Origin of the sequence: Thioalkalivibrio sp. ALE28, assembly GCF_000377425.1 — a bacterium.
Classification (GTDB): domain Bacteria; phylum Pseudomonadota; class Gammaproteobacteria; order Ectothiorhodospirales; family Ectothiorhodospiraceae; genus Thioalkalivibrio.
The window spans coordinates 1-26,820 of the sequence record NZ_KB898098.1; the positions used below are offsets into that span (position 1 = coordinate 1).

A 26,820-nucleotide genomic window follows, 5' to 3' on the forward strand; every position below is an offset into this window, starting at 1 on the left:
GGGCTGTACAAGACCGAGGTCCGGGCCTACTGGGGACGTCTTAACGATCGACGCGACGTCGAGTGGGCTACGCTCCAGTGGGTCGACTGGTTCAACCGGCGACGCCTGTTGGAATCCAACGGGTATCGACCGCCGGCAATCATCGAAGCGCAGTACCATCAACAAGTTCAGGGGTCCGTTCGTGCAGCGTGACCCAAACCAACGGGTCTCCGGGAAACCCGGGGCGGTTCACTTTCTTGGGCAAGCAAGAAAGTGCCTCGGGGCGCGCTGGCGAGTCAGCGCACGGCAGTACGTGGACCGAAGGCAGCGTAAACACCGAAGGATGAACCGGGACCAGCCTTCAATACAGCGCAAGCGGCGGACCGAAGGCAGCGTAAACACCGAAGGATGAACCGGGACCAGCCTTCAATACAGCGCAAGCGGCGGACCGAAGGCACACTAAACACCGGATGTCGAACCAGGACCAGCCACCACGAGGAAGGCGGCTAGACGAAGGCACCGAGACACGGACAGCAAAGGATACTGAGGCCGATGAAGCGCCTGTCGGCGCCGCCGGTTAGAGGTCCCGCAACCCCAGTACATCCTGCATATCGAACAGCCCATTGCCGGCACCAGCCAGCCAGACGGCGGCCCGCACCGCACCGGAAGCAAACACGGTCCGGCTGGAGGCCTTATGGGTGATCTCCACACGCTCACCGTCGCCCGCGAACAGCGTGGTGTGCTCACCCACGATGTCGCCACCACGTACCGTGGCGAAGCCAATGGTGCGACGGTCGCGGGCGCCGGTCTGGCCCTCGCGGCCATACACGGCATCGTGCTCCAGGTCCCGTCCCAGCGTCTCCGCGACCACACGCCCCAGCTTCAGCGCGGTACCGGAGGGGGCATCGACCTTGTGGCGGTGGTGCGCTTCCAGAATCTCGACGTCCACGCTGTCGCCCAGCGCCCGCGCCGCCAGCTCCACCAGCTTGAAGGTCAGGTTCACCCCGACACTCATGTTCGGCGCGTACACGATCGGCATGGTGGCCGCCGCATCGCGCAGACGCTGCTCCTGATCCGCGTCGAGACCAGTGGTCCCGATCACCAGGGCCTTGCCGGCGCGCGCGCACAGATCGAGGTGCTGCATGGTGGCCTGCGGCGCGGTGAAGTCGATCAGCACGTCGAAATCGTCGGTCACGGTTGCCAGGTCCTCGACCAGGCGTACCTGGCCCTCCTGACCGACGACCGCGCCAATCGCCTCGCTACCCGGCCGCTCGCTGGCCGCGCCCAGCCGCGCCTCGGGGTGCTCGTCCACCGCCTGCACCAGGTTCTGGCCCATGCGCCCGCCGGCGCCCGCAATCGCAATTCGAATCATCGTTTGTTCCATCCGGTTCTGTCGTTCCATCGGGGTATGCGCACCCTACGAAGCTTTGCCGCAACGCGCCAGTTACAGGGTTCGCACCGGGGTGCGGAAACGCCACTCGCCGTACACCGAGGCGATCACCCCGGCTGCGGCGAGGAACGCCGCGAACACGTACACCGAGGCCGGGCTGATGCCGTCCCACAGGTAGCCGGCCACCAGCGAGCCCATCGCCCCGCCCAGCCCGAAGGCCAGCGAGGAGTACAGCGCCTGCCCGCGCCCCTGCAGCCGGCCCGGGAAGAAATAGTGGATCAGCGAGATCGCCGCCGCGTGGTACACCCCGTAGCTGGCCGCATGCAGCACCTGGATGAACATCAGCATCGGCAACGAATCCGGCACCGCCGCCAGCAGCCCCCAGCGCAGCGTGGTCAGCACCAGCGCTGCCGACACCAGCAGCCAGGCCCCGAAGCGCAGGATCAGCCGCGGCATCAGCAGGAACAGCACCACCTCGGCCGCGACCCCCAGCGCCCACAGCTGCCCGGCCACCGCGCGCGAGAACCCGGCCTGTTCCAGATACAGGGTGAAGAAGGCGTAGTAGGGCCCATGGCTGGCCTGCATGAAGAAGCAGGCCACGAACAGCGCGATCACCTCCGGCCGGCGCAGCACGGTCAGTAGCGGTGGGGCGTTGTTGTCTTCCTCGTGGTTGCGCGCCGGTTCGCGCACGAACTGCGCGGCCGCCACCACCGCGATCAGGATCGCCAGCACGATCCACGGCAGCCAGGCCACGTCGATGTGATCGAAGGCCCAGCCCAGCAGCGCCACCGCGACGATAAAGCCCACCGAGCCCCATAGCCGCACCAGGGCATAGCGGTGCGCATCCTGCCCCAGCGAGCGCATGGTGGTCGCCTCGAATTGCGGCAGGATCGCATTCCAGAAGAAGCTGTAGGCGGCCATCACCACCGCCAGCCACCAGTAGCCGGTGTACAGCAACACGCCGGTGAAGGCGACCGCCCCGGCCAGCGCGCCCCAGCGCGCGATCGGCATGTGTGCACCGGCGCGATCCGCCAGCCATCCCCAGACGTTCGGGGCGATGATCTTGGTCGCCAGCACGATCGCCATCAGTTCGCCGATCTGGGCGCCGCTGAACCCCTCCTCGGAGAGATACGGCCCCCAGAACGGCATGAACGCACCGAGGCTGGCGAAGTAGAAGAAATAGACCCCGGACAGGCGCGCGTTCTGCGTCACGGCCATTGCAGGGGCCCTAGCGGTTCAGGAGACTACGGCCGGACGGCCGCGTCATTCGCCGGAATGATCGCGCAGTGCGAGGCCGGTATCCGCCACGTCCGCGTTCTGCCCGCGATGGCGCAGAGCGTGATCCATCAGCACCAGGGCCATCATCGCCTCGGCGATCGGGGTCGCGCGGATGCCCACGCAGGGGTCGTGCCGCCCCTTGGTCACCACCTCGACCGGCTCGCCCGCGGTGTTGATGCTGCGCCCGGGCAGACGGATGCTGGAGGTCGGCTTCATCGCGATGCTGGCGCGCACCGCCTGGCCGGTGCTGATCCCGCCCAGCACGCCGCCGGCGTGGTTGGAGAGGAAACCCTCGGGGGTGATCTCGTCACGGTGCTCGGTGCCGCGCTGGGTCACGGACTCAAAGCCCGCGCCGATCTCCACGCCCTTAACCGCATTGATACTCATCAGCGCATGCGCCAGCTCGGCATCCAGGCGGTCGAATACCGGCTCGCCCCAGCCGGCCGGCACGCCGGTGGCCTCGACGGTGACCCGCGCGCCGATGGAGTCGCCCGACTTGCGCAGGGCGTCCATGTACTCCTCCAGCTCCGGCACCTTGTCCGGGTCCGGGGAGAAGAACGGGTTGTCGTTGGCGATCTCCGGCTGCTTCGCCTCCAGCGCGATCGGGCCCAGCTGGGACAGCCAGCCGCGGATGGTGATGCCGTAGCGCTGTTCAAGGTAGCGCCGGGCGATGCCGCCGGCCGCAACCCGCAACGCCGTCTCGCGCGCGGAGCTGCGCCCGCCGCCGCGATAGTCGCGCACGCCGTATTTCTGATGGTAGGTGTAGTCCGCATGCCCGGGACGGAAGCGATCCATGATCTCGCTGTAGTCCTTGGAACGCTGATCCACGTTCTCGATCAGCAGCCCGATCGGCGTGCCGGTGGTGCGACCCTCGAACACGCCCGAGAGGATTCGCACCTGGTCCGGCTCGCGCCGCTGGGTAGTGTGGCGCGACTGCCCCGGCCGGCGGCGGTCGAGATCGAACTGCAGATCCGCCTCGCACAGCTCCAGACCGGGCGGACAACCGTCCACCACCGCGCCCAGGGCCGGCCCGTGACTCTCACCAAAGGTACTGACGACGAACAGTCGTCCAAAGCTGTTTCCCGACATGCGCGTAGTGTAGCCGCGGGCGGCGCGGCTGTCGCCTGTTCCCCTACCCGGCGGCCGGTCGGCAGCCTGTGGAATGCAGCCCTCGGCAACCCCGTCCCCTATCTGCCATGATCGGTGTGCAGCATTAAAGACCACAAAAGGAGGACACCATGCCGAAATCCCTGACCCGACTCGCCACCGGCGCCGTTGCCGCCCTCTGCCTGGGCCTGACCAGCAGCGCCCAGGCCGATGACGTCTACACCCAGCGCTTCATGACCCTGGAGCTGGCCAATGACATCGCCATGGGCGCCGTCGAGGCCTGCCGCGACATGGGGTACCAGACCTCGGTCGTTGTGGTCGACCGGGCCGGCAACGACCAGGTGGTCCTGCGCGATCGCATGGCGGGCGTGCAGACCATCCAGATCGCCGGCGACAAGGCCCGCGCCGTCACCATGTCCGGCACTACCTCCGCCAACTTCCGCGACAACCGCGAAGACATCCGCATGGAGATGAACCATGTGGACGGCATCATCATGCTGGCCGGTGGCTTACCCGTCGAAGCGGCCGGCAGCATGCTGGGTGCGGTGGGCGTCTCCGGGGCGCCGGGCGGCGACCTCGACGAGGAATGCGCGCAAGCCGGGATCGACCGGGTCCAGGAACGTCTCGACTTCGTGATGTAGTCCACTCGGGCGCCAGGGACGGCGCCCACCCCGATAGCCGGATCGAGACCATGCCCCCAGACAACCCTTCCAGAACCCCCATTCGCATCTCGCCGGTGGAGACCTACGAGCGGCTGCAGGCACGCCCACGGGACCTGCTGATCGACATCCGCTCGACCATGGAATACCTGTTTGTCGGCCATCCGACCGGTTCGGTCCACATCCCCTGGATCGACGAACCGGACTGGACGGTGAACCCGCAGTTCGTGCCCCAGGTCCGCAAGCTGCTGCTGGGCGGCGTCAGCGACCACAGCGACGAAGCCCCGGCCCTGTACCTGATCTGCCGCAGCGGCAAGCGCACTCTGGATGCCGGCCAGGCCCTGGTGGATGCCGGCATCGAACATGTCTTTTCGGTAGAGGAAGGCTTCGAGGGCCCGCTGGACGAACACCACCAGCGCTCCACCCGCGGCGGCTGGCGCTACCACGGCCTGCCCTGGGAGCAGTGCTGAAGCACTCATATCCCTGTGGATCCCCCACTGTCACGGGGGTTGCGCGCACCCCGGGGCGATTGGTCCATAATGGAGCCGGACGCGTCGCTGCGGCGTTCGATTGTGGCCCGGTGGTACCCTTGAGCCTTAATTCTTCACCACGGGACCGAGTACTTCCGTTTCGCTGTGCAGGTCCGTCTTCGAGCGGAAAGCCTAAAGATTCGGAGACTTCTCCCACCTGAACCTCAGGTTCAAGGTCAAAGGTCACGCCGGCGCCCGCGGGGCGCGTCCACTTTTCTCAAGCCCGATCCCTATGTCTTCGGAAACCGTCTCCGTCCCAGACCCGCTATCGCCCGACGATCTGCGCGCCCTGCGCCTGCGCCTGCGCCGCGCCCGCGCCGCGCTGTCGGACGCCCAGCTTGACCAGCACTCCGCCGCCATCTGCGAACACCTGCTGCGCTGGTTCGAGCGCTGGCAGCCGCGCTGCGTCGGCGCCTACCGGGGCCTGCGCGGCGAGGTCGACCTGACACCGCTGACCGTCGCCCTGGCCGGACGCGGCACCCGCGTTGCCCTGCCGGTGATGGACGACAAACGCCCCGGCCGCATGCACTTCCATGCCTGGGGGCCCGGGGATGCGCTGTGCCACAACGGCTTCGGCATCGCCGAACCCTGCCCCGATGCCCCGCGCATCTGGCGCCGCGAGATGCAGGTGGTACTGATGCCGTTGGTGGCCTTCGACACGGCTGGCAACCGCATGGGCATGGGGGCGGGCTACTACGACCGCTACTTCGCCCGGCGCCGCTTCGGCATCGGCCGGCCGAAGCTGATCGGCGTAGCCCACTCGCTGCAGGGCGTGCCGGCGCTGCCCACCCAGCCCTGGGACGTGCCGCTGGATGCCGTCGTGACCGAACAGGGCTGGCATGCGCTGCCGGACCGCGCGCGGCACAATACGCACACCTGACCACCCCCTCACTTGGCACGAGGAGCCCGCATGGCCTACTGGCTGATGAAGTCCGAGCCCGACGAGTTCAGCATCGACGACCTGGAGCGCGTCGGCGTGGAGCCCTGGGACGGCATCCGCAACTACCAGGTGCGCAACATGATGCGCGACGAGATGAAGAAGGGGGATCTCGCCTTCTTCTACCACTCCAACGCCAAGCCACCGGGCATCGTCGGTATCCTGCGTATCGAGAAAGAGGCCTACCCGGACTCCTGCGCCTTCGACCCCGAAGACCCGCACTACGACCCCAAGAGCGACCCGGACAACCCGCGCTGGCTGCGCGTCGACGTCGCCTTCGAGGAAAAATTCGGCGATATCATCACCCTCGATTGGCTGAAGCAGCAGCCGCAGCTCGAGGACTGCCCGCTGGTGCGCCGCGGCAACCGCCTGTCGGTCATGCCCATCACCCAGGACCAGTGGGACTTCATCCTGAGCCACGCCCAGCGCGGGAAATAGCCCCGTGGCCACGCTCTACCACTTCCCGCACGACGCCAAGGCCGACCGCCTTCGCCTGGCCTGTGGCTACAAGGGTGTGGAGCTCGAAACCCGCGCGCTGGACTGGTTCGACGACGAGACTTTCTTCGAGCTGGGCGTGGCGCGCCAGTCGCCGATCCTGCAGATGGATGACGGCACCCTGGTCACCGACACGCTCGCCGCGCTGCGCGACATCGACCGCCTGTTCCCGACCGGCGAACCGCTGTCCGACGGCGTGATCGCCGAGGACGCCTGGCAGGCCCTGGTGGACTGGCGCGCCAAGGTGGAGATCGTACTGGACCGCCTCTACGCCCCGCTGGCACCGGGCTTTCACGGCATCGGCGAGAGCGCCGAGGCCCTGGCCGACTTCAAGGCTCAGGTACAGCACCGCTTCGGCATGTCGCTGGAAGAACTGGCCAACGACCGCTACGACGGCTACAACCAGCTCGCCAAGCTCAGCCACCTGCCGGAACTGGCCAAACACCTGGCCGCCAGTCGCTTCTACCTCGGCCACCCCTCCATCGCCGACTGCGTGATCGCCGCCGACCTCTATCCCCTGCAGATGCACGACGGCATCAACCTGCCCGTCGACATGCTCTACTACCTGCGCCGCGTCGAGGAGACCTTCAACACCCCCCTCGACACCCACTGGCTCGCCCGCTAAAGCCCGTGTGGGAGCGGCCTTGGCCGCGAACCGGCGTCAGCCCCGGATCGGGCCCTGCATTCGCGCGCACGCGCGCTCCCACAAAAACTGCGGGAAGGGCGTGAGCGAAATCCTTTTCCTTCCTGATTGGCGCCGAGCGTCAGCCGTACCGGCGACAGCCCGGCGCAGGAAGCCCAAGCTCGGGGGACTACTCCCAGGCCCTGTTCCTCGATGGAGCAACCCCGGCCACCGCACTCCCCCCCCCCTCGTCATCCCGGCCGCAGCGCAGCGAAGAGCCGGGATCTCCCACGTCGGGACACCCCCAACCGCGGAGATCCCGGATAACCGCTACGCGGTTTCCGGGATGACGAAGCCCGGGGATCGTGGACCCGAAGGTGCGTGTCGCTGCGCGCAACCGCACCCTGTGCTGGCGGTTGCTGCCAGCCCGGGCGCGAACCGACGCTTCGACTGGCTGAACTTCTTGCCCAATGCGGCTGACCGCAAGGGCCCGCCACAATCAGGCGGCCGCGAAGCGCCGGATGTGGTTCTCGTCGCGGGATTCGGCCCGCGCCAGATCGAAGTTCGTCTGCATGGCGAGCCAGTGGCGCGCCTCGCCGATGCCACCGCTCTCGAGGCGCACGGCAAAGTCCGGCGAGATCGCGGCATGTTCGTTCAGGACGCGCGAGACCGCGTTGCGGGACATCCCCAGATGCTGCGCAAACTCGGTCACCGAAAGGCCCAGCCCGGGCAGCACACGCCGGCGCAGGATCCGCCCTGGGTGGGGCGGGTTCCGCATCGCCGCGTGTTCCTGAGGCTCAATGGTAGTCTTCATAATCCACCTGATCCGCATCGTTTCCACTGAACGTGAAGGTGACAACCCAGTTGCCATTCACATGCACCGAGAAAAAGCCCGCGCGATCCCCACGTAGCGGATGAAAATCCAATCCCGGCAGATCCAGCTGTCCGGGATGGGTCGCCGCATCCAGCAGCGCGAGAATATCTTCCAGGTCTTCCACATGGTCCGCCGGCAACCCACGGCGGTCGCCCTTCACGTAAAGCCGTTTGAGCCCCTTGTGACGAATCTTCCTGATCATCGGCCTTCCTTGGCACACGACTAAAATGTAATCTGTAACGTTACAGTGGTCAACTCAATCCACTGACACGAGCCTCAGCCGAAGCGGTAGTGCTTGCGGATGTCGCGGTGTATCTCCCAGGTGCAGCCCATACCCTCGGGGAAGGTCACCAGATCGCCCTCGCCCACGGTGACGGGCTCGCCTCCATCATCCGGCGTCACCGTCACCTGGCCTTCCAGGATGTAGCAGACCTCGCGCTCGTCGTAGTGCCAGGGGAAGGTCGAAACCTCCTTCTCCCACACCGGCCAGTCGAACACCCCCAGACGCTCCAGATGGTCCTGCTCCGGCCGATGGATCACTTCGATGGACATGACGGTCTCCTTGTCGGAATCAGCCGTCATCTTAACGAGCCCGATCACCCGAACGCAGCCAGCGCACCAGCAGCAACCCGAAGGTGAGCACACCCAGCGCGGCCGGCAGGTATTCCAGCCAGAGGCCCAGCTCCCAGGCGATGAATCCGGTGACCAGCGCCCACAGGAGCGGGATGATGGCCAGCACCAGCGGGGGCCGCGGGCGGGCGAGCAGCAGGAGCCCGAGCGTCAGCAGCATGGTCGGACCGGGCGCGACGCCGACGTACTGCAACTGGGCCCAGGGTGCACCGGTCAGCGCGAGATCGAGCAATGGATAGCCGGCCAGCGCGGAGACGATCATCAAGACCGCGCCGCTGCCCGCCAGCCCGCCGGGCCAGCCGAAGCGGGCCTGGCCCATCAGGGTCAGCGCGAACAGCAGCATCAGGCCCTGGGCGACGAAGACCCCGGCCAGCCATTCAGAGGCGAAGTGGAAGGGTGCGAGCGAGCCGCCGAAGAAGACCACTCCGGTCCAGATCCACAGCACGCCCAGCATCAGGCCCAAGACACGGGCCGCCCCGCGCCAGCCCGTGAACGCGAGCGCGACGGCCACCAGCGCGAGCAGGGCACCGACCGCGTGCAGCGGCCAGATGGCGGTGTTGTACTGGCCCAGGATGGCCAGCCAGGTGGCGCTATCGAACGGCAGCATCTATCTACCCCGTATCCATGGGTTGAAAGTCATTACTGTAGGAGGCCAGCCCTCTGGCCGATTCGGAGTGCGACTAGACTCGTCGGCCAGAGGGCTGGCCTCCTACAGGTCGCCGACGTAGGCAACCATGCGGCTGCGCATATCGGCATCCGGAAGCGGGCCGTACAGCGCGCCCATGTTCTCCTCCATGTGCGCCACGACCGAGGTCGCCGGGATCGCGCAGGTCACGTCCGGATGCGAGACGATGAACTTGAGCAGGAACTGCGGCCAGTTCGCGCATTCGATCTCCGCCGCCCAGTCCGGCAGAGGATGACCCTCGAACTGATTGATCAGCGCCTTGCGCCGGAACGGCCGGTTGGCGATCACCGCCACCCCGTGTTCGCGCGCCAGCGGCAGCAGACGCTGCTCCGCCTCGCGGTCGAGGATGTTGTAGGTCAGCTGCACGAAGTCCAGATCCTCGCGCCGCAGGATACGCTCCAGCTCGTCGTGGCGGCGTCCGTGCGAGGTGGTCACGCCAATGTAGCGCAGCTCCCCCGCCTCGCGACGCTCCCGCAGCGTCTCCAGGTGGGCCTCCCAGTTCTGCAGGTTGTGCACCTGCTGCAGGTCGAGCGTATCGACGCCCCACAGTTCCCGGGATTTCGCGTGCTGCTCGCGCCCGGTAGCGGTGCTGCGCGTCCAGACCTTGGTGGCCGCGAAGGCACCTTCCGGATGCCCCAGCTCGCGCAGACCGTGCCCCACCACCGCCTCGGCGCGGCCGTACATCGGGGAGGAGTCGATCATTCCGCCGCCGCGACGGATGAAGGTGTCGAGGATGCGCGTGCGCACCGCCAGCGCATCCGGGTCCTCCGGCACGTTGAAGGTGATCCAGGTCCCCATGCCGATCACCGGGATCTTCTCCCCGGTGGACGGAATCACCTTACGCTGCGGTTCACGGTCTTCGGAGGCACCCGCGACGACCGGCCAGCCCGCCCCGACCACCAGGGCAGAGCCGGCCATCCAGCGCAGGAAGGATCGGCGCGAACGCCGTGTGGACGTTGGTTTCATGGCCCGGATCAACGCAGGGGGTTCAATTCGTGGGCCATTCGCCCGGGCCACAAGTTCCCTACGCAGCCGCCCGCAGATGCCGGGTAAGCGCCGAGACCAGCGGCTTCATGAAGTAACGGCCGTCGGGGACCACCGCGGGGGAAATGCCGTGGGTGCGCAGTTCCTCGGCCACCACCGGGCCAATCGCGGCGACCACGGTTCCCTCCAGCGCCGCCCGCAACGCATCGTGACGATCATCGGCCCGGGCAACCGCCAGCAGGCGCCGCACCTGGGCCTGGCTGGTGAAGGCGATCGCATCCACCTCCCCCGCGATCAGGGCCTCGATCAGCCCGCTCACGCGCCCGGTCTCGGCGGCGTCTGCATAGCGATAGGGCCAGACGGGAAAGACTTCGGCGCCCGCCTGCTCCAGGAACCCGAGCAGGCGGCGGTTGGGTTCAGCGCCGTAGAGCTGCACCCCGATACGCTGTCCGGCCAGATCCTGCCCAGAAAGGGTCTCGATGATGCCTTCGGTCGTCGGCGCGGCCGCGACCGCATCCGGCCGCACGCCGAAGGGCTTCATCGCCCGTCCGGGCTTGGGGCCGCGCACCAGGGTCGGCGTCCGCGCCACGGCGGCCAGCCAGGCGTCCTCGCGCCCGGCACGCCGGGCAAAACCGGTCAGGCGGGTGAAGCCCTCGCCGGTCAGGAAGATCAGGCGGTCGAACGGCGCCTCGATCGCCCGGTGCAGCCAGGCCTCGATCGCCGTGCGGTCGGGGCTGTCGTGGATCGCGATCAGCGGGCAGCGCCAGACCTCGGCCCCGCGCCGCTCCAGCAGACCGGCGAAGACCTCCAGCGCCCGGCTCTCCGGCAAGGCCACCCGGCGACCCGCGAGGGCGCCGGCCGCCGCCTCCGGCAGGACGGATGCGGCCGTCACGCCGCACTCGCCGCCGCAGTGCGCGGCCCCGACCCCGACATTGGCACCGGCATCGGCTGTGGAAACACCGTGGCGGCCCCGTCATCCGGCTGGAACCAGGCCAGACGCGCGTGGCAGGCCACCACCTCGCCGATCACGATCAGGCTGGGCGAACCCACCTGCTCGCGCTCGGCACGCGCGGCCAGGGTATCCAGCGTGCCGCTGACCACGCGCTGGCGGGCGGTGGTGCCGTTCTCGATGATCGCCGCCGGGGTCTGTCCGGCGCGGCCGGCACCCTTCAGCCCCCGGCAGATCTCGCCCACCCCCTTGCGGCCCATATAAAACACCAGGGTCTCGCGGGTACTGGTCAGCTGCGACCAGTCCACATCCAGCCGCCCTTCGCGGGTATGGCCGGTGATGAACCGCACCGACTGGGCATGGTCGCGGTGGGTCAGCGGTATGCCCGCAAAGGCGGCGCAGCCGCTGGCCGCGGTAATGCCGGGGACGACCTGGTAGGCCACGCCGTCGCGCGCCAGCACGTCCAGCTCCTCGCCGCCGCGGCCGAACACGAACGGGTCGCCGCCCTTCAGCCGCGCCACGCGCTTGCCCTCGCGCGCCAGCCGGGAGAGCAGCGCGCTGATCTCCTCCTGCGGCACGCAATGGCGATCGCGCTCCTTGCCGACATAGAAGCGCTCGGCCTCGCGCCGGGCCAGGTTCACCACCTCGGAGGACACCAGCCGGTCGTAGACGACCACATCCGCCTGCTGCAGCAGGCGCAGCGCGCGAAAGGTCAGCAGATCGGGATCGCCCGGCCCGGCGCCGATCAGGTAGACCTCGCCCGGCGTGCTAGCCGCAGCGTCCGCCAGTTCCTGTTCCAGGCGCGCCTCGGCCGCGTCCATGCGCCCGGCCAGCGCCAGCTCGGTGGCCGGCCCGGCAAAGGCCCGCTCCCAGAAGGCGCGGCGGGCGTTCACGTGCTCGAAACGGGCGCGCACCCGGTCGCGAAGCCGCCCGGCGAGATCGGCCAGCCGACCATAGCCGGCCGGGATCAGGCTCTCGATCTTCGCGCGCAGCAGGCGCACCAGCACCGGGGCGCGGCCGCCGGAGCCGATCGCGATGGTCAGCGGCCCGCGCTCCACGATCGCCGGCAGGATGAAGCTGCACAGCTCGGGCTGGTCGGCCACGTTCACCGGGATCGAGCGCGCGACGCAGTCCTCCGAGACCTGGCGGTTGACCGCCGCGTCGCCGGTGGCGGCGATCACGATCGCCACCCCCGCCAGGCATTCGGTGTCATAGATCCCCGGATCGCGGCTGATCGCTCCCGGTTGTTCGCGCAGCAGGCGCTCGGCGGCGTCGCTGTACGCCGGGGCCCGCAGGCGCACCCGCGCCCCGGCCTCCAGCAGCAGCGCCGCCTTGCGCGTGGCCACCGGCCCGGCCCCGACCACCAGGGCCTCGCGGCCGTGCAACTGCATATAGATCGGCAGGTGTTCCATGCTTATCCCTCCCGCGCCACGGGGTCCGTGGGCGTCTCGGTTTCTTCATTCAACAGGGTCTGGATCTCGGATCGGCAGGAGCCGCAGTTGGTCCCCGCCTCGAGCACCGCACCCACGGCCTCGCAGGTGGCCAGCCCCTGCTCGCGGATCGCGGTACGGATGCGTGTCTCGTCCACGCCGAAGCAGGCGCAGACCATGCGCCCACGCGCGGCCTGGCCATTCGGCGGTCGCCCGGTCAGGAGCGCCATGCGCTCGGTATCGCTGATCGTCTCGGCCGCGAACAGGCCACCCAGCCACTCGCGCTCGGGCAGGCCCCGGTCGGGGCCCGCGAACAGCACGCAGGCGAGCCGGCCCTCGTGGATCCGCGCGGCGCGGTAGCGCCCCCCGGCGGGGTCGGCGAACTCCAGCCATTCCCCCGGCCCGTCCAGACGTTCGCGCCACGCATCCATCGTGGGCGGTGCGCCGCGCCCAGCCAGTTCGGTGCGCAGGTGTCGGGGACCTCGGGCGGTCACCGCATAGTCCGCGTCCGGTGCGGCGATCGGCTCGCGGCTCAGCACGAAGCCGTGCCAGTCCAGTGCCGCCGGGCGCACGGCCACGGCCGTGTGCTTGAACGCCGGCTGGCCGGAGACCGGGTCGACATGCGCGGGCACCAGCGCATCGACCCGGGAGAGCCGCGCGATCGGCCGGCTCCAGTGCATGGGCACGAACACGCTGCCCGGGCGCTGCTCGCGGCGGGTCTGTACCCGCGCCAGCAGGCGTCCGTGACGACTGGTCACCTCGGCCAGATCGCCCGCCTGGAGCCGGAACAGCCCGGCATCCACCGGATGGATCTCCACGAACGGTTCCGGCTGATGCGCACTCAGGCGCGGGGTGCGGGCGGTGCGGGTCATGCTGTGCCACTGGTCGCGGATGCGGCCGGTGTTCAGGCGCAGCGGATAGTCGGCATCGACCGGGTCGGTCGGGGCCTGCGGGCTCACGGCCGCGAGCCGCGCCCGGCCATTGGCGGTAAAGAAACGGCCATCGGCATAGAGGTGTTCGGCACCGGTCCGGCTCCCCGCCGGCAGCGGCCACTGCACCGGCTCCAGGGCCTCGTACTCGGCGTCGGACAGCCCGGCCAGGGCGCCGATATCGAAGTCGCGCGTGCCGTGGTTCTCGAAGGCGGACAGCGCCGCATGCTCGCGGAATATTTCGCCCGGGCGGGTGTAGGGAAAGGCGTCGGCGAAACCCAGCCGCTGCGCGACCCGGGCCAGCGCCCACCAGTCGTGGCGGGCCTCGCCCGGGGGCGCCCGGAACGGGCGCTGGCGCGAGATGCGGCGCTCGGAGTTGGTTACCGTGCCGTCCTTCTCGCCCCAGGTGGTCGCCGGCAGCAGGACGTCGGCCACCCGCGTGGTCTCGGTCTCGCGCACGCAGTCGGAGACCACGACCAGCGGGCATTCGGCCAGGGCCTGCTCGAAACGCGCGGCCTCGGGCAGGCTGAACAGCGGATTGGTGCCGATGATCCAGACCGCCTTCACCTGCCCCGACTCGACCGCGCGGAACAGGTCCAGCGCCTTAAGCCCCGGCTGGCGCGCGAGGTTCGGTGCGCCCCAGAAACGTCCGACCCGGTCCAGGGCCGCGTCGTCGAAGCCCATGTGTGCGGCCAGCTGGCTGGCCAGTCCGCCGACCTCGCGCCCGCCCATTGCGTTCGGCTGGCCGGTCAGCGAGAACGGGCCCATGCCCGGGCGCCCGATGCGGCCGGTGGCCAGGTGGACGTTGAGAATCGTCCCGGCCTTGTCCACGCCGCTGTCGGACTGGTTGATGCCCTGGCAGAAGGCGGTCACGGTGCGTTCGGTACGGGCAAACCACTGGAAGAACGTTGCCACGGCCTCCGGCTCCAGTTCGCAGGCCTCGGCGGTCGCGGCGATCGACGGGCTGGAGGCCCGCGCGGCCGCCAGGGCGTCGGCAAAGCCGTCGACATGCCGCTCCAGAAAGCCGGGGTCCAGCGCATCCTCCCGGCGCAGATGGTCCAGCAGGCCATTGAACAGCCAGGCATCCGTGCCCGGCGCCAGCGGCAGGTGCAGGTCGGCCGCCTGGGCGGTGGCCGTGCGCCGCGGGTCGATCACCACCAGTTTCATCTCCGGGCGCGCCGCGCGGGCGGCCTGCAGGCGCTGGAACAGGACCGGGTGGGCCCAGGCCATGTTGGAGCCCGTCACCACGACCAGATCGGCCTGCTCGAGGTCGGTATAGCTCCCCGGCACGCCATCCACCCCGAAGGCGCGGGTATGGGCGGCCACGGCCGTGGACATGCAGAGCCGGGAGTTGGTGTCGATATTGGCCGAGCCGACGAAGCCCTTCATCAGCTTGTTGGCGACGTAGTAGTCCTCGGTCAGGATCTGCCCGGAGACGTACAGGGCGACCGCATCCGGCCCGTATGCCGCGATGGTCTCGCGAAAGCCGTCCGCCACATGATCCAGCGCGGTCTCCCAGTCGACGCGCCGCCCGCCGATCTCCGGGTGCAGCAGCCGGCCCTCGTCATCGAGGGTCTCCGCCAGTGCCGCGCCCTTGGAGCACAGGCGACCGGCATTCGCCGGATGGGCGAGGTCGCCGCGCACCGCGACCGGAAACTCGCCTTCCGGCGTCGCGGTCACCTCCACGCCGCAGCCCACCCCGCAATAGGGGCAGGTCGTGCGGGTCACCGACTCAGCCGTGGCCATCTCAGCCCGCCTCGCGGCAGGCGACCGGTGCCGCCCCAGAATCGTCCGCGGAGTTGGCCGTGGCGCCGGAGAGATCCAGCCATACCTGACCGTCGGTTACGCGGGACGGGAAGGCATGGGTGCAGCCACGGTCGGCCCCGGTGGCCGCGCCGGAGGGCAGGTCGATCACCCAGTTGTGCAGCGGGCAGGTCACGCGCTCGCCATGGACGATGCCCTGTGACAGCGGCCCGCCCTTGTGCGGACACTGGTCGCGCAGGGCAAACACGCGGTCATCCGCGGTGCGGAACACGGCGATGTCGCCGTTCGGACCCGCCACCACGCGCGCACCCAGCGACGGGATGTCCGCGAGCGGACAGATCGCGAGCCAGCTCATGCCGACACCCCCTGGCGCGGGGCCGCGTCCACCGGCGTGATCGGGATGAACTCGTGCGCCGCATGCCCGGCGGCGCGCTCGGCCCAGGGGTCCACCTGCGCCACCTCCTGCGACTCCAGGAAGCGGGCGTACAGCGCGGCGCGGTTCTCGGCGTCGTCCACCAGGCGTTCCTTCACCCGGGTCAGCCCGACGCGCTCGATCCACGGGGCGGTGCGTTCCAGGTAGCGCGCGTCTTCGCGATAGAACTGCATGAAGGCCCCGGCGTATTCGAGCACCTCGGCCTCGGTCTGCACCTTGCAGAGGAAGTCGGTGGCGCGGACCTTCACCCCGCCGTTGCCGCCCACATGCAGTTCGTAGCCCGAGTCCACGCAGACCACGCCCAGGTCCTTGATCGTGGCCTCGGCGCAGTTACGCGGACAGCCGGAGACCGCCATCTTGAACTTGTGCGGGGTCCAGGAGCCCCAGGTCATCCGCTCCAGCTGGATGCCGAGCCCGGTCGAGTCCTGGGTGCCGAAGCGGCACCACTCGGAGCCGACACAGGTCTTCACCGTGCGCAGGGCCTTGCCATAGGCATGGCCGGAGACGAACCCGGCCGCGCCAAGATCGCGCCACATCGCCGGCAGATCGGGCTTCTTCACCCCGAGAAGATCGATGCGCTGGCCGCCGGTAAACTTGACCGTAGGCACCTGGTAGCGCTCGGCCACCTCGGCGATCGCGCGCAGTTCGGCCGGGGTGGTTACCCCGCCCCAGATGCGCGGTACCACCGAATAGGTCCCGTCCTTCTGGATGTTGCCGTGGGCGCGCTCGTTGATGAAGCGTGACTGGGCATCGTCCTGGTAGTCCTTCGGCCAGGCCGCCAGCAGGTAGTAGTTGAGCGCCGGGCGGCAGACATGGCAGCCGTTCGGGGTCTTCCAGTCGAGGGCCTGGAATACCGCCGCCATCGACTTCAGGCCGTCGCGGGCAATGGCCGCGCGCACCTCGTCGTGGCTGTGGTCGGTGCAGGCACAGACCGGCTTTTTCGCCGGGGCGTCGGAGTAGTCGCCGCCCAGCGTGGTGGCGAGCACGGACTCCACCAGCCCGGTGCAGGAACCACAGGAGTTCGACGCCTTGGTGTGGGCGCGCACGTCGTCCAGTGTGAACAGCTTGTGCTCGCTGATCGCCTGGACGATCTCGCCCTTGCACACGCCGTTGCAGCCGCAGATCTCGGCGGAATCCGGCATCGCCGCCACGCGCGAGGCCTCGTCGCCGTGGCCGGAGTCGCCGATATGCGCCTGGCCGAACAGCAGGTTCTCGCGGATATCCGCCACCGGCGTGGCGTCCCGCATCAGCTGGAAGTACCAGGAGCCGTCCAGGGTATCGCCGTACAGCACCGCCCCCTGGATGCGGTTGTCCTTCAGCACCAGGCGCTTGTAGACGCCGCGCGCCGCATCCTTGAACACCAGCTCCTCGGTGGTCTCGCCGCCGGTGAAGTCGCCGGCGGAGAACAGGTCGATCCCGGTCACCTTCAGCTTGGTGGAGGTCATCGAGCCCTCGTAGCGCCCGATGCCGTACTCGGCCAGGTGGTTGGCGCAGACCTTCGCCTGCTCCCACAGCGGCGCGACCAGGCCGTAGGTGGCGCCACGGTGCTGCACGCACTCGCCGACCGCGTAGATCGACGGGTCATAGGTCTGCAGGGTGTCGTTTACCACCACGCCGCGCTCGCAGTGCAGCCCGGCGGACTCGGCCAGCGCGGTGTTCGGGCGGATGCCCACCGCCATCACCACCAGATCCGCTTCGATCTCGCTGCCGTCGGTGAAGCGCACGCCGGTGACGCGGTCCTCGCCCAGGATCGCCTCGGTCTGGTGCGCCATGCGAAAACGCATGCCGCGTTCCTCCAGCGAGCTGCGCAGCATCCCGGCAGCCTCGGCATCCAGCTGGCGCTCCATCAGGTGGTCCATCAGGTGCACCACGGTGACCTCCATGCCCTGGCGCATCAGGCCGTTGGCGGCCTCCAGGCCCAGCAGGCCGCCGCCGATCACCACCGCATGCTGGTGTGCGCGGCTGGCCGCGAGCATCGCGTCCACGTCGTGGATGTCGCGGAAGGCGACCACGCCCTCCAGCTCGTGCCCCGGCACCGGGATCATCACCGGATCGGATCCGGTCGCCAGCAGCAGGCGGTCATAGGGCGCCTCGGTGCCGTCCTCGGTGATCACCCGCCGGTTCACGCGGTCGATCCCCTCGATGCGCCTCCCCTTGTGCAGGGTGATGCCGTGCTCGGCATACCAGGCATCGTCGTTCAGCATGATCTCGTCGACGGTCTTCTCCGACGCCAGCACCGGCGAGAGCATGATGCGGTTGTAGTTGCCCCAGGGCTCGGCACCGAACACGGTGATGTCGTACATGTCCGGCTTGAGCTTCAGCAACTCCTCGACCGTGCGCATTCCGGCCATGCCGTTGCCGATCAGGACCAGCCGCGGCCTGTTGTTCGCGGTATCCATCACGCGGCCTCCGACTCGGGGTTCTTGTGGCGCTCGTGGAGAAAGCGCAACACCTCGGCCCGGTAGTGGTTGTACTGCGCGTTGTCGGCCATCGCCAGGCGCTCGCGCGGCTTCGGCAGGTCGATCTCCAGGATCTCGCCGATGGTCGCGGCCGGGCCGTTGGTCATCATCACGATGCGGTCGGACAGCAGCACCGCCTCGTCCACGTCGTGAGTGACCATCAGCACGGTGTTGCCCAGCTCCGACTGGATGCGCATCACCTCGTCCTGCAGGTGCGCCCGGGTCAGCGCATCCAGCGCGCCGAAGGGTTCATCCATCAGCAGGACCTTGGGCTCCATCGCCAGCGCCCGGGCGATGCCCACGCGCTGCTTCATGCCGCCGGAGATCTCGTCCGGGCGCTTGTCCAGCGCGTGGCTCATGCCGACCATATCCAGCGTCTGCAGGATCCACTCGCGGCGTTCGGCGGCGGACTTGGTGCCCTTGAAGGTCTTGTCCACCGCCAGCGCCACGTTGTCGCGCACGGTCAGCCAGGGCAGCAGGGAGTGGTTCTGGAACACGACACTGCGATCCGGACCCGGCTTGCTGACCTCCTTGCCATCCAGGATCACCGCGCCGGTGCTGGTCTCCAGCAGCCCGGCGACGATGTTGAGCACCGTCGACTTGCCGCAGCCGGAGTGGCCGATGATGGAGATGAACTCGCCGCGGTCCACGTGCAGGTCGACGTCGCGCAGCACCTCGCTGGCCGTCGGGCCTTCGCCAAAGGTCTTGTGGACGTGTTCGATGGAGAGATAGCTGGTCATGATGATTCTCCTTTGAGGGGGCCGGCTCAGCCGGCCTGCGTGCCGCGGGTGACCCAGTTGCCGACGATCGCGACCAGACGGTCGAGGAAGAACCCGACCAGGCCGACGTAGACCAGGGCCAGCACGATGTCGCTGAGCATGGAGGCGTTCCAGGCATCCCAGATGAAGAAGCCGATGCCGACCCCGCCGATCAACATCTCGGCGGCAACGATCGCCAGCCAGGCGAGGCCGATGCCGATGCGCAGACCGGAGAAGACATACGGCGCGGCGGCCGGGAGCATGATCTTGGTGAAGTACTCGAAGCCGTTCAGACGCAGCACGCGGGCCACGTTCACGTAGTCCTGCGAGATGTTCCGGATGCCGACCGAGGTGTTGATGATGATCGGCCAGATCGCGGTGATGAAGATCACGAAGATGGCCGACGGGTTGCTGGCCTGGAAGGCAGCCAGGGAGATCGGCAGCCAGGCCAACGGCGGTACAGTGCGCAGCACCTGGAACAGCGGGTCCAGCCCGCGCATCGCCCAGGTGGACTGGCCGACCAGCACGCCGAGACCGATCCCGGCGACCACCGCCAGGGCGTAGCCGTAGGCCACACGTTCCAGGCTGGCGAGCAGCTGCCAGGCCATACCCACGTCGTTGCCGCCGTAGTCATAGAACGGATTGACGATCAGTTCCCAGGTGTCGGAGATCACCTGACTCGGGCCGGGCAGTACGGCTCCCTGGGAGGACGTCATCATTTCCCACAGAAACAAAAAAATCGCGGTCACGATCACCGGGGGCAGCACCACGGTGGCCGCGTGACGCATACGCCGGCCCCAGAGCCCGGGGTCGGGCGGCGGGGCACCGCCGGAACGGGCCGACGGCGGGGTCGAGCGGGCCACCGGGGCCGTGGAGGTCTCCGCGGCCGCCGGGCGTTCGCGCCCGGCGCCGAAGGTCATGTTGCGATCGAGAATGGCACTCATCATCGAATCCTCTTGAATCGTCTGTGCAGGTGTCGGCGGGCCACCGCGTCAGGACGCGATCGCCTTGATCTCCAGGCTGTCGAGGTAGGCCTGCGGGTCTTCCGGGTCGAAGACCTTGCCGTCGAAGAACGTTTCCTGGCCGCGCGAGGTGGATTCGGGGATGTCGGCCGAATCGATGCCGAGCGAGGCGGCCGCCTCGCGCCAGATGTCCTCGCGGTTGACCTCGTCTACCAGGGCCTGCATGTCGATATCCGGCGGCAGGTAACCCCAGCGGATGTCCTCGGTGAGGAACCACAGGTCGTGGCTTTTGAAGGGATAGGAGGCCTGGTCCTTCCAGTAGCGCATCTGGTCGGGGTGGTCCTCGACCACGCGGCCGGTGCCGTAGTCGAAGTTCCCCTGCATGCGATCGATGATGTCGGCGTACGGGGCGTGGATGTAGCGCCGGCGCGAACAGATCTCGGCGACCTCTTCCTTGTTCGCCGGATCCTCGCAGTACATCTGCGCCTCCATCACCGCCATGGTCAGGGCGCGGGCCGCATTCGGATTGGCTTCCACCCAGTCCGCGCGCATCCCCAGCGCCTTTTCCGGGTGGTTGTGCCAGAGCTCGCCGGTGGTGTTCGCGGTGTAGCCGATGCCCTGGTTGATCAGCTGCATGTTCCAGGGCTCGCAGACACAGAAGGTGTCCATGGAGCCGACGCGCATGTTGGCGACCATCTGCGCCGGCGGGACGACGATGGTGGCGATGTCGCGATCCGGGTCGATCCCGCCGGCGGCCATCCAGTAACGGATCCACAGGTCATGGGTCCCGCCCGGGAAGGTCATCGCCGCGCGGATGTCATCCCCGCCGGCGTCCTTCTCCGCCAGCGCGCCCCTGAACTCGGTGGTGTCGGTGCCGACCTTCAGGTCCGCGTACTCGTCACCCACCGAGATGCACTGCCCGGCCAGGTTCAGCCGCGCGAGGATCGTCATCGGCGTGCCGCGGCGGTGGATCAGGTAGGGCATCGGCGTCAGGATGTGCGAGCCGTCGATACCGCCGCGGCGCGAGCCCAGTTCCAGGTTGTCGCGCACCGTGCCCCAGGAGGACTGCTTCAGCACCTGCACGTCGGGCATGCCGTGAGCGGCAAAGAAGCCTTTCTCCAACGCGATGAACAGCGGCGCGGCATCGGTCAGCGCGATGAAGCCCAGCTTCGCCTCGGTGGTCTCCGGCTTGCCGTTGCCGGCCTTCGCATAGCCCCACGGCGCGGCCCCGGAAACGCCCAGCGCGGTCGCCCCGATCCCGGCGGCCATACCGCCCAGGAAACGCCGGCGCGACAGGCCGGAGGTCTTTTTCGTGTCATTCGTATGATCGGTCATTGCGGATTCACTCCCCTTGTCAGCAAACACATCCCAAAAACGAAAAAAGGCGTCGCATCAGCCCGGCCGCTTGTGCAGCCGGGTGATGGACGCCTTTGTCCAGTCCCGTGGGAGGACCCGGTCACCGGGTCTCCCTGTTGTCAGGCGACGAACCGCCATTGGCTCGTCTTGCCCATACTCCTGCAGGAGGTATGCCAATTAGCCGTTGCTAATCGACCCCGCCAGAAACAATCGCGCCATGGCGCGGGAAAATCGGATGGTTCGCCGTATGGAGTCGAACGCTTTCGGAAAACCCGGCGTCCGGGAGACGATCCGCAAGGCACCATACTGGGGCGCGCTTGCGGTGCAGATGAACCGCGCTGGTGCACAACCTGTAGGAGCCGCCCTGGCGGCGAAGCCCCTGCCAGTCGCGGACACTGGCAGGGGCTTCGCGGGCAAGCCCGCTCCCACAGGGGCGGAATCCCTTTCCCCGCGTATTAGCTACAGGCCGCCCTTGCCCAGCAGGTCGGACATCGCGACGGTCGCCTCGGCGACCTCGGCCAGGCGCCGGTTCTGGTTCATCGCCGTCTGGCGCAGGAGCTTGTAGGCCTGGTCCTCGCTGAGGCCGCGGTGCTGGATCAGCAGCGCCTTGGCACGCTCGATGGTCTTGCGCTCGGCCAGGGCCTGGCGTGCCGCATGCAGTTCATCCTCCACCGACTGCAGCCGGGCCGCCTGGCGCTGCACCAAGTCCATCACCGAGTGTCCGACGATCGGTACGTTGAGTGCGGCATCGCCCTCCTCCTGCGCGGGCTCCAGGCCCTCCGGCGCGCCGAAGAACACCGCATACGGGACGCTGTCGCGCAGTTCCGACTCGGCGAGTTGCGCGACCCGGTCACGCACCGCGCCGAGGTCCGCGCGATCCGCCGTGATGCGTGCCGAGCAGCACTCGTTCAGGTGCATCTCCAGCAGATCCTCGATCTCCTTCATCGCGTCGATGCGCGCGGTGGTACAGGCAAACCATTCCTCGGCCCGGGCGGGGTCGTGGTGCCCGGAGGCCTCGGTACAGGCCCGGCGGCGCAGACGCTCGATGTCGGCGGCGAAGGCCGCCGTCTGCAGCTCGCGCCAGGCGGCACAGGCCGCCGGTGCCGCGAACTCGGAGAAGATGCGGAACGCCCGTTCCTGGGCATCGATCCGATGGACCAGCGCCTGGCGCAGTTCGGGCTCGAAGTTCGCGGCGCCAAACCCGGCGGCCCCGATCGCGCGCTCCTGCCCTGCCAGTTCCTTGCCCTGCATGAAGTTCAGCAGGGCCACCAGGGCCCGCGAGACCTCGGGATCGGTCGCCGAATCCGCAGCCTCGAACACCAGGGCCATCAGGGCGCGAATCAGCTCGCTGAAGCCGCGGGTCGAGTCCATCGGGCTCAGGGTCAGCTCCAGGACCTCCTCGCGCAGGCTGCCCAGGCCGGACAGGCCATGCAGCGCCAGCGCCATGCGCCCCAGCAGCCGACTGCGGCCATGGGCGCAGGCGTCCGGGGCCAGCCAGCCATCCAGGTGCTCGCGGAACGCGGCCGCGGCGGCGTCCGATTCGGCCCGGTACTGCTCCAGTTCGCGGGTATAGCGCTGGCCGCCGGACCCGATCCAGAGGCTGGAGGCCCCGCGCTCGCGCTGCAGGGCATGCACCAGCGCGCGGATGCGCCCGACCAGCTGCACCGCCTCCAGCAGGCGCTCCAGGCTCACCACCTCGCACTTGCGCGAGGCGACCAGGAAATCGCCAATGGACTCTTCGAGGGAAGAATTCGGGGATGTGTTCTGGGTCATGCTCGTCGTCCGTGAATCACTCCCGGAACAAACAAGCATGCGATGTGCCAGTTCGACCGACTGACAGCGGGGGTACAAACAAAAACGGGCGGGGCATCACGCCCCGCCCGCGGAACGGCACGGCCGATCAGAAGCTCATGGAGCGGTCGAACTCGGCGACGGCCTGGACGTAGTGGCCCATGCCGGCCATCTCGGCGTTCGGCAGGAAGTTGTGCTCGCCGACGTCGCGACCCTTGGCGCAGGCCTCGCAGGCCCAGAACGGGACGCCTTCACTCACCAGCGAATCCACGATGTCCTTCATTGCCGGCATGTTGTGGCCAACGATCTTGTCGTACACGTTGCGGTTGGCGATGTTCACGGCCTCGCCCTGCAGCCAGACGGTCACATCGTGGCCCTGCTGCTTGGCCACATTGGCGGCGATCATGCCAAGCGTGGCGCGGGTCGGGTCGTCGGTACCGGCGGTGACGGCAACAATAAAGCGCATGGGAGTCTCCCGGGGTTGAAAAGGTGCGAAAACGGTAGCGGCCGGTGATCGCGGCGTCGATTTCCCACAAGCGGCGGGGAAACACTCGGGTCAGGGGGTGCCGCGGGCCGTGACGCTGTTGCGGTAGAGCTTGAAGGCCATCAACAGCCACGGTGTGGCGTGGAGGACCAGGTCAAGAATGTCCGGTAGCCGCGTCAGCTCACCGGCGAACAGCCAGCGCAGTTTCTCCGCAACATGCGGCTCGGGGGTCCAGGGGGCCAGGCCGACGGTCGCAACCAGCAGTGCGAACAGCCAAAGGGGGGCCCGATCGACCCAGTAAAGGAAGCGTTTCATCGCGCGCATGCTACCCAAGCCTCGTCAGCGGCGCAGCCCGGAGCCGCGATCGTCCTTGCCCGCGCGGACCGGGATGACTAGAATCCGGTCAGCTTCAGGGGAGTAGCGACCCGGGTGGCCTGGCCTCACCGGGGTCTGCATCAACAGATTCGATCCTCCGCCCGGAGGACCGTGGTGCAGACAGCCCCGCCGCCGATGCGGCACCGGGCCCCGCGAGACCTGTGGCATGGCGCCCCGATCCGTGGCCGGGTGGGTGGTGCGATGTCACGTGTCTTGCCCACCCACCCGGCCCGGAAGACCGTCATGGAAGCCCTGCTCGTCTCTACCGTCATCGTCGCCATCGCCGAGATGGGCGACAAGACCCAGCTCCTCGCCCTGCTCCTGTTCTGCCGCTACCAGCAGACCTGGCCCATCATCTGGGGCATCGTGGTGGCCACGCTGGCCAACCACTTCCTGGCCGCGCTGGCGGGCGTGTGGATCGGCGCCAGCATCCCGGAGGACTGGCTGCGCTGGGGTCTGGGGATCGGGTTCATCGTGATGGCCGCCTGGGTACTGGTCCCGGATGGCGAGGACGAGCTGCCGGCCGCGTCGAAACACGGCGTGTTCTGGACCACCACGGTGCTGTTCTTCCTGGTCGAGATGGGCGACAAGACCCAGGTCGCCACCGGCGCGCTGGCCGCGACCTTCGACAGCCTGATCCTGGTCGTGATCGGCTCGACCATCGGCATGGTGCTCGCGAATGCCCCGGTAGTGTGGCTGGGCCAGCGCTTCGCCTGCCACCTGCCCCTGCGGCTGTTACGCGCGCTCGCCGCCCTGCTGTTCCTCGCCCTGGGCATCGGGGTCCTGCTCGCCTGGGTCTGAGGAAGATACTGAGGTCAGCGGCGCCTCGGTGTGCAGTGTCTTCTGGCCCAGCCAGATGCGGCGCACCAGGCGCGGCAGCAACAGCAACAGCGCCAGCACCGCGAGCAGGGCCAGACCCAGCTGTACCCCGCTGTCGGCGCCACTGGCCATCTGCCGGGTGGCGTGCCCCAGCCAGGCATAGGCGAACAGGCTGGGGATCAGGGCGACCATGGTCGTCAGCGCGAAGACCGGCAGCGGCAGCCGAACCAGTCCCAAGGCGTAGTTCGTCGGCGCGAACGGAAACACCGGCACCAGACGGGTCAGGGCCACAACCCGCCAGCCCTCGGCCTCTACATCCGCCCGCAGCCGCGTGCTGCGCGGCCCCATGCGCGGGGCCAGCCAGGGCTGCAGCCAGGTACGCGCCAGCAGGAAGGCAATGACCGCCGCCAGGGTCGCTGCCAGCAGGCTGAGGGCGGCGCCGGTGAAGGGGCCGAACAGGGCCCCGCCCAGCAGGATCCAGAAGGTACTGGGCAGCGGGAACAGGGCCAGCAGCATGAAGGCGAGCACGAACACCAGATAGGCACCCGCACCCCAGCCCCGCAGCCAGGCCTCCACCTCGCCCAGCGGGAAGCCAAGGCTCGGCCACTCGGTGGTCAGCAGGATCCACGCCAGCGACACGCCGAACAGGATCGCCGCCACCGTCAGCCACCGCTTGTGATGCCGGATGCGCAACCCGGTCAGCCCTCCCCGCCGGGGTTTCCACCCGCGTCGCGCAGACGGTCCAGGCGCTCCGCCAGCGCGCGCTCGGTGCCGTCCCGGCGCGGGCTGTAGAAGCGCGCGTCTTCCAGACCCTCCGGCAGGTAGACCTGCCCACGGGCGAAGCCATCGGGCTCGTCGTGATCGTAGCGGTACCCGGCCCCGAAACCTTCCGCGCGCATCAGCTCGGTCGGCGCGTTGCGCAGATGCAGCGGCACGCCCGGGCTCCCGGTCTCGCGGATCGCCGCGCGCGCCTGGTTCAGCGCAACGTAGGCACTGTTGCTCTTGGGTGCGGCGGCCAGTTCGATCACCGCCTGCACCAGCGCCAAGTCACCTTCCGGCCGGCCCAGGCGTTCCAGGGTCTGCCAGGCCGCGAGCACCCGCGCGCCCAGCCCGACTGCGGCCAGGCCGATGTCCTCGTAGGCCATGCGCAGCAGCCGCCGGCCCAGGTAGTCCGGATCGCAGCCGGCATCCAGCATGCGGGTCAGCCAGTACACCGCCGCGTTGGGGTCGGAACCGCGCACCGACTTGTGCAGGGCAGAGATCTGGTCGTAGAAGGCATCGCCCTGGCGGTCGAAGGCCAGGGACTGCGCGCCCATGACCGCGCGCAGGGCGTCTCCGGTAATCGCCCCGTCGCGGGCCAGGTCGGAGGCGGTCTCCAGCCAGTTCAGGGCACGCCGGGCATCCCCGTCCGCGGCCCGCGCCAGGCGCTGGCGTTCCTCCGCATCCAGTGTCAGGCCGCGGCCGCCCAGGCCCCGCTCCGGATCCTCCAGGGCGCGCTCGATCAGGGACTCGACCGCTTCCGCCCCCACCGCCTCCATGCGGTAAACCCGCGCCCGCGACAGCAACGCGCTGTTCAGGGCGAACGACGGATTCTCCGTGGTCGCGCCCACGAAGGTCAGCGTGCCGTCCTCGATATGCGGCAGCAGCGCATCCTGCTGGCCCTTGTTGAAGCGATGGATCTCGTCGATGAACAACAGCGTGCCGACCCCATTGCGCCGGCGCGCCTTCGCGGACTCCACAACCGCACGAACGTCCTTCACCCCGGCCAGTACGGCGGACAGCGTCACCAGTCGCTGGGCGCCGGCCGCCGCCACCAGCCGCGCCAGCGTGGTCTTGCCGCAGCCGGGCGGGCCCCACAGGATCATGGAGGGGGTCTGGCCCTGCTCGATCGCCTGGCGCAGGGCGGCATCCGGACCGACCAGGTGATCCTGGCCGACCATCTCGTCCAGCCGCGCCGGACGCATGCGTTCGGCCAGCGGCGCGGTCGGGTCGGGGCCAGCCGGGGGCGGCTCCGGTTCGGGTTCGGGCGAAGCCATGTCCGGATCCGGACCGAACAGATCGCCTTCGGGGGAATCGCTCATAACGGAGATTGTAACCCTTCGGGCGAAAACCCTTTTTTCACCACGAAGCGCACGAAGGCA

Annotated in this window: 27 protein-coding genes, 1 other RNA gene and 1 pseudogene; 8 read left to right on the plus strand and 21 right to left on the minus strand. The window is 68.7% G+C overall.

Annotated features, from left to right (window positions below):
- Positions 1-192: pseudogene (locus tag D105_RS15250) on the plus strand (IS3 family transposase); the annotation flags it as partial.
- Positions 193-556: 364 nt separating this feature from the next.
- On the opposite strand, the gene dapB reads toward D105_RS15250, so the two are convergent.
- The 3 genes from dapB to aroC all read right to left on the minus strand — a co-directional run bounded on the left by dapB (position 557) and on the right by aroC (position 3,736).
- The gene (dapB, locus tag D105_RS0107100) at positions 557-1,351 is read right to left on the minus strand and encodes a 4-hydroxy-tetrahydrodipicolinate reductase (RefSeq protein ID WP_018877988.1); all 795 of its coding nucleotides are present in this window, start codon (positions 1,349-1,351) and stop codon (positions 557-559) included.
- A 72-nt stretch (positions 1,352-1,423) separates the two neighbouring features.
- Positions 1,424-2,587: an MFS transporter gene (locus D105_RS0107105; RefSeq protein WP_018877989.1), complete on the minus strand. Its 1,164-nt coding sequence runs from the start codon at positions 2,585-2,587 to the stop codon at positions 1,424-1,426.
- A 45-nt stretch (positions 2,588-2,632) separates the two neighbouring features.
- Positions 2,633-3,736 (minus strand): chorismate synthase, encoded by a 1,104-nt coding sequence (gene aroC / locus D105_RS0107110; RefSeq protein ID WP_018866423.1) that lies wholly within the window; start codon positions 3,734-3,736, stop codon positions 2,633-2,635.
- Positions 3,737-3,885: 149 nt separating this feature from the next.
- On the opposite strand from aroC, the gene D105_RS0107115 reads away from it, so the two are divergent.
- From D105_RS0107115 to D105_RS0107135, 6 genes are all read left to right on the plus strand, one after another.
- Positions 3,886-4,395 (plus strand): heme-binding protein, encoded by a 510-nt coding sequence (locus D105_RS0107115; protein ID WP_018877990.1) that lies wholly within the window; start codon positions 3,886-3,888, stop codon positions 4,393-4,395.
- Positions 4,396-4,445: 50 nt separating this feature from the next.
- Positions 4,446-4,883: a rhodanese-like domain-containing protein gene (locus D105_RS0107120; RefSeq protein WP_018877991.1), complete on the plus strand. Its 438-nt coding sequence runs from the start codon at positions 4,446-4,448 to the stop codon at positions 4,881-4,883.
- A gap of 81 nt (positions 4,884-4,964) precedes the next feature.
- Positions 4,965-5,150: non-coding RNA, 6S RNA (gene ssrS / locus D105_RS14650), on the plus strand.
- 25 nt (positions 5,151-5,175) lie between these two features.
- The gene (locus D105_RS0107125; protein ID WP_018877992.1) at positions 5,176-5,823 is read left to right on the plus strand and encodes a 5-formyltetrahydrofolate cyclo-ligase; all 648 of its coding nucleotides are present in this window, start codon (positions 5,176-5,178) and stop codon (positions 5,821-5,823) included.
- Between the two features lie 30 nt (positions 5,824-5,853).
- Positions 5,854-6,318, plus strand: coding sequence for an EVE domain-containing protein (locus D105_RS0107130; protein WP_017941841.1), 465 nt, complete (start codon positions 5,854-5,856; stop codon positions 6,316-6,318).
- 4 nt (positions 6,319-6,322) lie between these two features.
- Positions 6,323-7,000, plus strand: coding sequence for a glutathione S-transferase family protein (locus D105_RS0107135; protein WP_018877993.1), 678 nt, complete (start codon positions 6,323-6,325; stop codon positions 6,998-7,000).
- A gap of 496 nt (positions 7,001-7,496) precedes the next feature.
- Here the strand turns inward: D105_RS0107135 and D105_RS0107140 are convergent, their stop codons facing one another.
- The 16 genes from D105_RS0107140 to D105_RS0107215 form a co-directional block, all read right to left on the minus strand.
- Entirely contained in the window at positions 7,497-7,775 is a 279-nt protein-coding gene (locus D105_RS0107140; RefSeq protein ID WP_018877994.1) for a HigA family addiction module antitoxin, read from the minus strand.
- Positions 7,776-7,794: 19 nt separating this feature from the next.
- A complete protein-coding gene (locus tag D105_RS0107145) occupies positions 7,795-8,073 on the minus strand; it encodes a type II toxin-antitoxin system RelE/ParE family toxin (protein WP_018877995.1) in 279 nt (92 codons plus the stop codon).
- Positions 8,074-8,147: 74 nt separating this feature from the next.
- The gene (locus D105_RS0107150) at positions 8,148-8,423 is read right to left on the minus strand and encodes a cupin domain-containing protein (RefSeq protein ID WP_012982192.1); all 276 of its coding nucleotides are present in this window, start codon (positions 8,421-8,423) and stop codon (positions 8,148-8,150) included.
- A gap of 31 nt (positions 8,424-8,454) precedes the next feature.
- Positions 8,455-9,108 (minus strand): DUF6064 family protein, encoded by a 654-nt coding sequence (locus D105_RS0107155; RefSeq protein WP_018876956.1) that lies wholly within the window; start codon positions 9,106-9,108, stop codon positions 8,455-8,457.
- Positions 9,109-9,210: 102 nt separating this feature from the next.
- Positions 9,211-10,152 (minus strand): aldo/keto reductase, encoded by a 942-nt coding sequence (locus D105_RS0107160; RefSeq protein ID WP_026280357.1) that lies wholly within the window; start codon positions 10,150-10,152, stop codon positions 9,211-9,213.
- A 58-nt stretch (positions 10,153-10,210) separates the two neighbouring features.
- Positions 10,211-11,062 carry a uroporphyrinogen-III synthase gene (locus D105_RS0107165; RefSeq protein WP_018877996.1) on the minus strand — a complete coding sequence of 284 codons (852 nt, stop codon included), beginning with the start codon at positions 11,060-11,062 and terminating at the stop codon, positions 10,211-10,213.
- Complete coding sequence (cysG, locus tag D105_RS0107170; RefSeq protein ID WP_018877997.1) at positions 11,059-12,531, minus strand: siroheme synthase CysG; 1,473 nt, start codon at positions 12,529-12,531, stop codon at positions 11,059-11,061. Before cysG ends, D105_RS0107165 begins: the two co-directional genes overlap by 4 nt.
- Positions 12,532-12,533: 2 nt before the next feature.
- The gene (locus tag D105_RS0107175; protein ID WP_018877998.1) at positions 12,534-15,224 is read right to left on the minus strand and encodes a nitrate reductase; all 2,691 of its coding nucleotides are present in this window, start codon (positions 15,222-15,224) and stop codon (positions 12,534-12,536) included.
- Between the two features lies 1 nt (position 15,225).
- Complete coding sequence (gene nirD, locus D105_RS0107180; protein WP_018877999.1) at positions 15,226-15,597, minus strand: nitrite reductase small subunit NirD; 372 nt, start codon at positions 15,595-15,597, stop codon at positions 15,226-15,228.
- Entirely contained in the window at positions 15,594-18,074 is a 2,481-nt protein-coding gene (gene nirB / locus D105_RS0107185; protein ID WP_018878000.1) for a nitrite reductase large subunit NirB, read from the minus strand. Before nirB ends, nirD begins: the two co-directional genes overlap by 4 nt.
- On the minus strand, positions 18,074-18,874 hold the full coding sequence (locus D105_RS0107190) for an ABC transporter ATP-binding protein (protein WP_018878001.1): 801 nt from the start codon (positions 18,872-18,874) through the stop codon (positions 18,074-18,076). The genes nirB and D105_RS0107190 overlap by 1 nt, the downstream gene beginning before the upstream one ends.
- A 26-nt stretch (positions 18,875-18,900) precedes the next feature.
- The gene (gene ntrB / locus D105_RS0107195; protein WP_018878002.1) at positions 18,901-19,836 is read right to left on the minus strand and encodes a nitrate ABC transporter permease; all 936 of its coding nucleotides are present in this window, start codon (positions 19,834-19,836) and stop codon (positions 18,901-18,903) included.
- Between the two features lie 48 nt (positions 19,837-19,884).
- A complete protein-coding gene (locus D105_RS0107200; protein ID WP_018878003.1) occupies positions 19,885-21,189 on the minus strand; it encodes a CmpA/NrtA family ABC transporter substrate-binding protein in 1,305 nt (434 codons plus the stop codon).
- A 480-nt stretch (positions 21,190-21,669) separates the two neighbouring features.
- Positions 21,670-22,983 carry a nitrate regulatory protein gene (locus tag D105_RS0107205; protein WP_018878004.1) on the minus strand — a complete coding sequence of 438 codons (1,314 nt, stop codon included), beginning with the start codon at positions 22,981-22,983 and terminating at the stop codon, positions 21,670-21,672.
- A gap of 127 nt (positions 22,984-23,110) precedes the next feature.
- On the minus strand, positions 23,111-23,467 hold the full coding sequence (locus D105_RS0107210; protein WP_017941855.1) for a DsrE family protein: 357 nt from the start codon (positions 23,465-23,467) through the stop codon (positions 23,111-23,113).
- Positions 23,468-23,557: 90 nt separating this feature from the next.
- Entirely contained in the window at positions 23,558-23,800 is a 243-nt protein-coding gene (locus D105_RS0107215) for a hypothetical protein (RefSeq protein WP_026280441.1), read from the minus strand.
- 303 nt (positions 23,801-24,103) lie between these two features.
- Here D105_RS0107215 and D105_RS0107220 point away from each other — a divergent pair, with 303 nt between their 5' ends.
- The gene (locus tag D105_RS0107220; RefSeq protein WP_018878006.1) at positions 24,104-24,661 is read left to right on the plus strand and encodes a TMEM165/GDT1 family protein; all 558 of its coding nucleotides are present in this window, start codon (positions 24,104-24,106) and stop codon (positions 24,659-24,661) included.
- Here D105_RS0107220 and D105_RS0107225 read toward each other — a convergent pair.
- Both D105_RS0107225 and D105_RS0107230 read right to left on the minus strand, forming a co-directional pair.
- Positions 24,596-25,372 (minus strand): TVP38/TMEM64 family protein, encoded by a 777-nt coding sequence (locus D105_RS0107225; protein ID WP_018878007.1) that lies wholly within the window; start codon positions 25,370-25,372, stop codon positions 24,596-24,598. The two genes, D105_RS0107220 and D105_RS0107225, sit on opposite strands and share 66 nt — an antisense overlap.
- 5 nt (positions 25,373-25,377) lie before the next feature.
- Entirely contained in the window at positions 25,378-26,760 is a 1,383-nt protein-coding gene (locus tag D105_RS0107230) for a replication-associated recombination protein A (protein WP_018878008.1), read from the minus strand.
- Positions 26,761-26,820: the final 60 nt, after the last annotated feature.

Excerpts from the sequence above, each read along its gene's own strand:
- dapB (WP_018877988.1), bottom strand. The coding sequence starts at position 1,351 with ATGATTCGAATTGCGATTGCGGGCGCCGGCGGGCGCATGGGCCAGAAC.
- D105_RS0107105 (WP_018877989.1), bottom strand. The coding sequence starts at position 2,587 with ATGGCCGTGACGCAGAACGCGCGCCTGTCCGGGGTCTATTTCTTCTAC.
- aroC (WP_018866423.1), bottom strand. The coding sequence starts at position 3,736 with ATGTCGGGAAACAGCTTTGGACGACTGTTCGTCGTCAGTACCTTTGGT.
- D105_RS0107115 (WP_018877990.1), top strand. The coding sequence starts at position 3,886 with ATGCCGAAATCCCTGACCCGACTCGCCACCGGCGCCGTTGCCGCCCTC.
- D105_RS0107120 (WP_018877991.1), top strand. The coding sequence starts at position 4,446 with ATGCCCCCAGACAACCCTTCCAGAACCCCCATTCGCATCTCGCCGGTG.
- D105_RS0107125 (WP_018877992.1), top strand. The coding sequence starts at position 5,176 with ATGTCTTCGGAAACCGTCTCCGTCCCAGACCCGCTATCGCCCGACGAT.
- D105_RS0107130 (WP_017941841.1), top strand. The coding sequence starts at position 5,854 with ATGGCCTACTGGCTGATGAAGTCCGAGCCCGACGAGTTCAGCATCGAC.
- D105_RS0107140 (WP_018877994.1), bottom strand. The coding sequence starts at position 7,775 with ATGCGGAACCCGCCCCACCCAGGGCGGATCCTGCGCCGGCGTGTGCTG.
- D105_RS0107145 (WP_018877995.1), bottom strand. The coding sequence starts at position 8,073 with ATGATCAGGAAGATTCGTCACAAGGGGCTCAAACGGCTTTACGTGAAG.
- D105_RS0107150 (WP_012982192.1), bottom strand. The coding sequence starts at position 8,423 with ATGTCCATCGAAGTGATCCATCGGCCGGAGCAGGACCATCTGGAGCGT.
- D105_RS0107155 (WP_018876956.1), bottom strand. The coding sequence starts at position 9,108 with ATGCTGCCGTTCGATAGCGCCACCTGGCTGGCCATCCTGGGCCAGTAC.
- D105_RS0107160 (WP_026280357.1), bottom strand. The coding sequence starts at position 10,152 with ATGAAACCAACGTCCACACGGCGTTCGCGCCGATCCTTCCTGCGCTGG.
- cysG (WP_018877997.1), bottom strand. The coding sequence starts at position 12,531 with ATGGAACACCTGCCGATCTATATGCAGTTGCACGGCCGCGAGGCCCTG.
- D105_RS0107175 (WP_018877998.1), bottom strand. The coding sequence starts at position 15,224 with ATGGCCACGGCTGAGTCGGTGACCCGCACGACCTGCCCCTATTGCGGG.
- nirD (WP_018877999.1), bottom strand. The coding sequence starts at position 15,597 with ATGAGCTGGCTCGCGATCTGTCCGCTCGCGGACATCCCGTCGCTGGGT.
- nirB (WP_018878000.1), bottom strand. The coding sequence starts at position 18,074 with ATGGATACCGCGAACAACAGGCCGCGGCTGGTCCTGATCGGCAACGGC.
- D105_RS0107190 (WP_018878001.1), bottom strand. The coding sequence starts at position 18,874 with ATGACCAGCTATCTCTCCATCGAACACGTCCACAAGACCTTTGGCGAA.
- ntrB (WP_018878002.1), bottom strand. The coding sequence starts at position 19,836 with ATGAGTGCCATTCTCGATCGCAACATGACCTTCGGCGCCGGGCGCGAA.
- D105_RS0107200 (WP_018878003.1), bottom strand. The coding sequence starts at position 21,189 with ATGACCGATCATACGAATGACACGAAAAAGACCTCCGGCCTGTCGCGC.
- D105_RS0107205 (WP_018878004.1), bottom strand. The coding sequence starts at position 22,983 with ATGACCCAGAACACATCCCCGAATTCTTCCCTCGAAGAGTCCATTGGC.
- D105_RS0107210 (WP_017941855.1), bottom strand. The coding sequence starts at position 23,467 with ATGCGCTTTATTGTTGCCGTCACCGCCGGTACCGACGACCCGACCCGC.
- D105_RS0107215 (WP_026280441.1), bottom strand. The coding sequence starts at position 23,800 with ATGAAACGCTTCCTTTACTGGGTCGATCGGGCCCCCCTTTGGCTGTTC.
- D105_RS0107220 (WP_018878006.1), top strand. The coding sequence starts at position 24,104 with ATGGAAGCCCTGCTCGTCTCTACCGTCATCGTCGCCATCGCCGAGATG.
- D105_RS0107230 (WP_018878008.1), bottom strand. The coding sequence starts at position 26,760 with ATGAGCGATTCCCCCGAAGGCGATCTGTTCGGTCCGGATCCGGACATG.